General features: G+C 63.6%; 6 protein-coding genes. 5 read left to right on the forward strand and 1 reads right to left on the reverse strand.

Annotation, left to right across the window (positions count from 1 at the left end; genetic code table 11):
- The 3 genes from LLH00_19590 to LLH00_19600 all read left to right on the forward strand — a co-directional run.
- A partial coding sequence (locus tag LLH00_19590; protein ID MCE5273487.1) for a thiamine phosphate synthase occupies window positions 1-403 on the forward strand: 403 nt, incomplete at its 5' end.
- A gap of 33 nt (window positions 404-436) precedes the next feature.
- Window positions 437-640 (forward strand): sulfur carrier protein ThiS, encoded by a 204-nt coding sequence (gene thiS, locus LLH00_19595; protein MCE5273488.1) that lies wholly within the window; start codon window positions 437-439, stop codon window positions 638-640.
- Window positions 641-745: 105 nt separating this feature from the next.
- Entirely contained in the window at window positions 746-1,528 is a 783-nt protein-coding gene (locus LLH00_19600) for a thiazole synthase (GenBank protein ID MCE5273489.1), read from the forward strand.
- 95 nt (window positions 1,529-1,623) lie between these two features.
- Here the strand turns inward: LLH00_19600 and LLH00_19605 are convergent, their stop codons facing one another.
- Window positions 1,624-3,015: a carbon-nitrogen hydrolase family protein gene (locus tag LLH00_19605; GenBank protein ID MCE5273490.1), complete on the reverse strand. Its 1,392-nt coding sequence runs from the start codon at window positions 3,013-3,015 to the stop codon at window positions 1,624-1,626.
- 326 nt (window positions 3,016-3,341) lie between these two features.
- On the opposite strand from LLH00_19605, the gene LLH00_19610 reads away from it, so the two are divergent.
- Together LLH00_19610 and LLH00_19615 are read left to right on the forward strand one after the other, a co-directional pair.
- Window positions 3,342-3,524: a hypothetical protein gene (locus LLH00_19610; GenBank protein ID MCE5273491.1), complete on the forward strand. Its 183-nt coding sequence runs from the start codon at window positions 3,342-3,344 to the stop codon at window positions 3,522-3,524.
- 177 nt (window positions 3,525-3,701) lie between these two features.
- The coding region (locus LLH00_19615) for an HD-GYP domain-containing protein (protein MCE5273492.1) at window positions 3,702-4,980 on the forward strand (1,279 nt) is incomplete at its 3' end.

A 4,980-nucleotide genomic window follows, 5' to 3' on the forward strand; every position in this document is an offset into this window, starting at 1 on the left:
GGGCGCCGATTTCGTACAGCTCGGCTATCATTCCGTGCCCCTGGAGGCAGCGGCCCCGCTTTGTAAGGCACGCGGCCTGGGGTTCGGTTGTTCCTGCCACTCGCTGGAGCAGGCGCGGCAGGCCGTTGCTGCCGGGGCCTCTTACATCTACCTGGGCACGATCTTCGCCACGGCCAGCAAACCGGGGGTGCAAGCCGCCGGGGTGGGTCTGGTGCGCGAGGTCTGCAGTCAGGTGACAGATATACCGGTGTTCGCGATAGGCGGGATGAGCGCAGCGACCGCACCGCAGGTGGCGGCGGCCGGGGCTTTCGGCTGCGCGGCGGTCTCGGCCCTCTGGCGTCCCGGGGACCCGCGGACCGAGCTTGCCGCCATGAGTCGGGCTTTCGGGCCTGGAGCGTATTAAAGCGTGTGTTGAAAACCGATCCGGAGGAAAAGGATGCTGACCATAGAGATCAACGGTGAGAAACGCCAGGTGGAGCCTGGCCTGACCGTGGCCGAGCTGCTGGAGCAGATCGGGGTGACAGGACGCCGCGTGGCGGTGGAGCGCAACCGCGAGATCGTGCCCCGCGCCGCCTGGAGCGGCACGGCGCTGGCCGCGGGCGACAGTTTCGAGATCATCGAGCTGGTGGGCGGCGGCTGAGCCGCTCTGCAGCTCAGACCAGAATTGAATCGCGCGCTGTCCGGGCCGTTGCGGGCCAGGGATGCGGCGCGCGGAACAACAGTCAAGCCAGGAAGGAACGTCTCAATGCTCAAGGATACCAAGCTGACAATCGCCGGCCGCGAGTTCGGCAGCCGGCTGCTGGTAGGGACAGGCAAGTACAAGGACAACGCCGTGATGGTCGAGGCGCTGGCCGCAAGCGGGGCCGAGGTGGTCACAGTGGCCGTGCGGCGGGTGGACCTCAAGCGCAGCACGGCCGAGGCGCTGCTCAATTTCATCGACCCCAAGAAATATTTCCTCCTGCCCAACACCGCCGGCTGCTACAGCGTGGAGGAGGCCCTGCGCACGGCGCGCCTGGGCCGAGAGGCCCTGGACAGCGAGTGGGTGAAGCTGGAAGTGATAGGCGATGAGCGCACCCTTCTGCCGGATGCCGCCGGGCTGATCGAGGCCACGAAGGTGCTGGTCAAGGAGGGCTTCAAGGTGCTGCCCTACACCAACGACGACCTGATCGTGGCGCGCAGGCTGGAGGAGGCCGGGGCCTCGGCGGTGATGCCGCTGGCCTCGCCCATCGGCAGCGGGATGGGGGTGCTGAACCCGATCAACATCCAGTTCATCCGCGAGGCGGTTAAAGTGCCGGTGATCGTGGATGCCGGAGTGGGGAGCGCCTCGGATGCCACCCGGGCCATGGAGCTTGGGGTGGACGGTATCCTGATGAACACGGCCATCGCCCTGGCGGCCGACCCGGTGGCCATGGCCACCGCGATGCGCCTGGGCGTGGAGGCCGGGCGGCTCAGTTTCCTGGCCGGCCGCATGCCGCGCAAGCAGTACGCCGACCCGAGCAGCCCCACCGCCGGGATGATCGGGAAGTAAGGACGATTAACCAGCAATGTGGATGAAAACGTAGGGGCACGGCGATCCGTGCCCCTTTTTTACACACCCCGTCGGCTTACGCCGCCGCTCATCTGTCACCTTTCCAGAGCCGGGACTGTTATGTCCGCCCGGCGTTCGCGCAGGAACCGCAGGTGCATGTCCCCCAGCCAGGGGTCGGGCTGCGGCGCGTTGAGGTCGATGTCGGCCACGCCGATCCCGGGACGGTCGCCGGCCTCGGCGATCACGTTGCCCCAGGGGTCGAAAATCCGGCTGGGCTCGCCGCCGTAGATACAGTCCACCAGGTAGACCTGGTTCTCTATCGCCCGCGCCCGGATCAGAGTGCCAACCCCGTCCCAGATCGGCAGGAACACGATCTCGGCCCCCTGGACGGCCAGAGCGCGCGCCGGGTCCACGTACTGGACATCCCAGCAGATCATGATCCCGATGCGGCCGAAATCGGTGTCGAACACCGGGTAGCCGTTGCCCGGTGTGGCCCCGCCCTCGATCTCCTCGCGCGGCAGCATGACCTTGTGGTAGCGCCCGGCCACGTTGCCGCTGCGGTCGATCAGCACACCGGTGTTGTAGACCGTGCCCCCCTCCAGCTCATCCAGCGCGGCCACGATGTACATGTGGTGCTTGCGGGCCAGCTCCCCCAGACGGTTGGTGGTGGGGCCGGGGATCGGCTCGGCGATCTTGTCGTACTTGGGGTCGCCCTTGATGCCCACCATGTTGATTCCCTCGCCCAGGCAGACAATGTCGCAGCCTTTCTTCCCAGCCTCATCGACCAGCTTGCAGAATTGCTCCACGCTGGCCGTGCCGTTCTCGGTGCCCTGCGGGAAACAGTTGACCGTGGCCACCCGCACCATGCGCTTGCCGGGATCGGCCACCTCCTCCAGGCGGATGTTGTCCCACCAGGCGCGGCCCTGGGGGCAGTAGCTCAGGTACAGCTCCAGGTTGACCGAGGCCGCCCCCTCCGGGGCCTTGAACAGTCCGCCGGCGCGCTGCCAGCCCTTGGCGGATGGGGTCATCTCGGGGACATACTCCGGCTGGGCGGTGCGAGCGCCTTTGGCGTCGCGCCAGTCCAGACGGGCCAGCACCTGCTGGCGCGGCCAGGGGACCAGGTCGCAGGTGTAGTCGCCGCTGAAACGGTACCAGTGGCCGGGTTGGATGCCGGGCACGTTTTTTATCCAGCCGCCGTGGGTGCCGCTGTTGGCCGTGCCGGCGAGCCCCAGGCTGCCCGCGCCGCCCAGGCTGGGCGTCTCGGCGGTGAAAAAGAGCGGTCTGGTGGCCTCGCGCTGGCTCCAGGCGTGCCAGCCCGCTACAGTGTCGACGGCGGCGGCCACCGGGAAAGTGTCGTCGCTCAGCAGCACCTTGATTGTCGCCACCGGAGTGTCCGGCGGCACCGGGGCGGCCAGGCCGGGACGGACCAGGGCGGCTGTAAACAGGACAGCCAGGACAGCGGGCAGAGGCAGGCGAGGGGCGTGCATGGTCGAGTATCCTTTCCGGATGGTTGTTCGTGATGGGCGGATTCCCAATGTGTCCAGTATGATGAACGGGATGAGGGTTGTCAAGTCACAGGACAAGCGCCCTGTTCAATCGCGGAGGCGCCCGGCGTAATGGAAAAAAGAAAAGAAGAAGTTCCAACCTGCGGCGCGTTAATTGACTGTACTGAGCAGCCACTTGATTTTTCGGCTGAGGGGTTTATTTTAATACAACTTCCGCCAATCTGGCTGTTCCCGTGCTGACGCCGGAGGTCCACCAGCCAGCCGGAAGCAGTCCAGCAGGCCATATTCGTGCGTACAGGAGCCTTTCATTGCACCAGACAGACAACAGCACCCGGGCAATACTGGAAAATCAGTTACGCTCGTTGCGTGAGGATTTTCACAGGCGTCACGCCGAGGACCTGTTCCGGATGTATCTCCACTACATGGTGGAGTTCCAACCCGAACAGTTCGAGCGCTTGGTGACCCGCGCCGCAGAGAGGGTTGGATCGTAAGAGTATGCAGGGGAACCTGTTCTCTTGACAGTCCGCTCTCTTGCGGTCCCCGGCGGCCGGGCCGTTCGCTTCATCGCCCCGGTTGCCTGTTGCTGCAGGTTGAATTTCCATCTCAATCCAGTTACAATTAAATCGTGTCTGCCCCTGTTGTGTTTGTTAACTTTACCGGGATATGGCATGAAAGAGGAATTCTTTCCGGTGCCGCTGAAGCGGATTGTCGTGGATTCCATCCCCGACTTCCCGTTGTACATAAAGCAGAAAGAGCGCTATGTTCTCTTTCGGGGGGCCAATTACACCTTTGCGCACGATAACCTCGAAAACCTGATGCGCAACAACGTGGTCTCCCTGTTCGTGGCCAAGACCGACATCAAGCTGTATGAGAAATACCGCGAAAGGATGCGCACCGATGACGAGGGCGTCTCGCGGGACCAGGGTTTCGACGGTATCTTCGTGGACCGGGAGGAGGTCGAGCGCTATTACAACGTGGTGGACCATTTCCACGTGATCGACACCCGGTTGCTCGAAGCCGGCATGAAAGTGGATTTCCCGATCTATTTCCACCAGGACAACGATGTCCACCAGTTTCAGGAGTTCGAGGCGGCGGGCGCCTGCTCCTGGGAGATAACGCCCGCGATCGCCGGCTCCCAGTTGCCGCTGATGATCCGCAAGGATGACCTCACTGCCTACCGCCTGTTTGTCGAGCAGTTGATGACCGCGTCCATGGGCGGCGAGCGCACCGAACTGGAGGTCGTGCAGAAAAAGGCCACCGTGCTGCGCGAGATGACCAAGATGGTGGTGCAGGATGTGCTGGACGACCCGCGCAGCGGCGAGAAGATCAAGAACGTGAGCGACTCGGTGCAGGGGCTGGTGGGTTTCATCCTGGAGAACGAGACCTCCTACTACTCGCTGATGCGGATCAGCTCCCACGACTTTTACACCTACATCCATTCGCTGAATGTCTGCACTCTCTGCGTGGGGTTGGGCTCGGCGATCGGCCTTCCGCACAAGCCCGACCTGGAGCAGCTCGGCCTGGGCGGGATGCTGCACGATGTGGGCAAGAGCCTGGTCGACAGCCGCCTGATCAACAAGCCCGGCCGTCTGACCGAGGAGGAGTTCGCCCAGATGCGCAACCACGTGATGCTGGGCGTGGACCTGCTGAAGGAGCACCACAAGCTGCCGGTCCATGTGCTCGAACCGGTGGCCCAGCATCACGAGAAGCTTTCCGGGATCGGCTACCCGCACGGGATCAAGGGCAACCAGCTCACCCTGTTCGGCCGTATCTCCTCGATCGTTGATATTTACGACGCCCTGACGACCAAGCGCTCCTATAAACCCGCGTTCTCTCCCTTTGAAGCTCTCAGTTTTCTGTCTAAAACCGAGGCGGATTACGACAAGGGGCTTCTCCGGGCTTTCATCATGATGCTGGGCAAGCAGATCGAGCAGGAAAAGAAGATGG

Source organism: bacterium (assembly GCA_021372515.1).
GTDB lineage: Bacteria > Gemmatimonadota > Glassbacteria > GWA2-58-10 > GWA2-58-10 > JAJFUG01.